Annotated in this window: 1 protein-coding gene; it reads left to right on the top strand. The window is 58.0% G+C overall.

Translation table 11 applies throughout. The annotated features are described in order from the left end of the window. Window positions 1–85: 85 nt before the first annotated feature. A partial coding sequence (locus tag GWG54_RS20610) for a transposase (RefSeq protein ID WP_167939494.1) occupies window positions 86–807 on the top strand: 722 nt, incomplete at its 3' end.

Genomic DNA, 807 nt, shown 5'->3' with positions numbered 1-807 from the left:
TAGCAGCGTTTCCATAGGTGAATAGCGATCTAATCGGCTGATATCACGGAGTAGAAAGGCGAAGCCGAGGAAATCGATTCTGTCCATGGAAGTCGATCTCCTCGACTTCGTTGAGCAGTGTCGTCGCCTAGTCAAACAAGCATTGGGGAAGCACGCGGGCGAGCCCGCCAGCGGCGGGTTCGCCCGCTGGAAACACGTCGTGCTGCACTGTCTTCGGCTCGAAGACGGCCACAGCTACCGAGAAACGCCGAATCGGCTGAAGTACATGGCCGAGATTCGTGACGTCCTCGACTTAGATCGAGACGATCTCCCAGACTACAGCACGATCTACAAATCGTTCGACCGGCTGAAAATGTGGGTGTGGCGGGCGTTGCTGCGCGTTTCAGCGCAGCAACACCCGCAGTCCGGCCATGCAGCGCTCGACAGCACGTTCTTCGACCGCCGCTCGGTCTCGTCGTACTACCGCCAGCGGTCGAGAAGTAACGTTCAAACGTTGAAAGTGACGACGCTAACCGATAGAGAGTCTCTTGCTGTCCTTGACGTACATATCTCTGCCCGGTGGAAACACGATACGAAGACTGGGCCGCAGGTCGTCCGCCGGAACGCGGACGACCTGCTGTCGGTGGCCGCCGACAAAGCGTTCCACAACTGGGTCACGAAATACGAGTTCTACGCACTCGGCGTCGAACCGCTCATCCTACAGCGTGGATCGAGGCCGTTGACGCTCGGACACAACGCACTCATCCGGGCAAAAGGCTACTCTCAGCGCTGGATGGCCGAAACTTCGTATTCGACAACGAAGCGCTC

Source organism: Natronococcus sp. JC468 (assembly GCF_012163165.1).
GTDB classification, from domain to species: domain Archaea; phylum Halobacteriota; class Halobacteria; order Halobacteriales; family Natrialbaceae; genus Natronococcus; species Natronococcus jeotgali.
The sequence above is the reverse complement of the archived record's forward strand: the minus strand, read 5'-3'. Positions and strand labels throughout refer to the sequence as shown.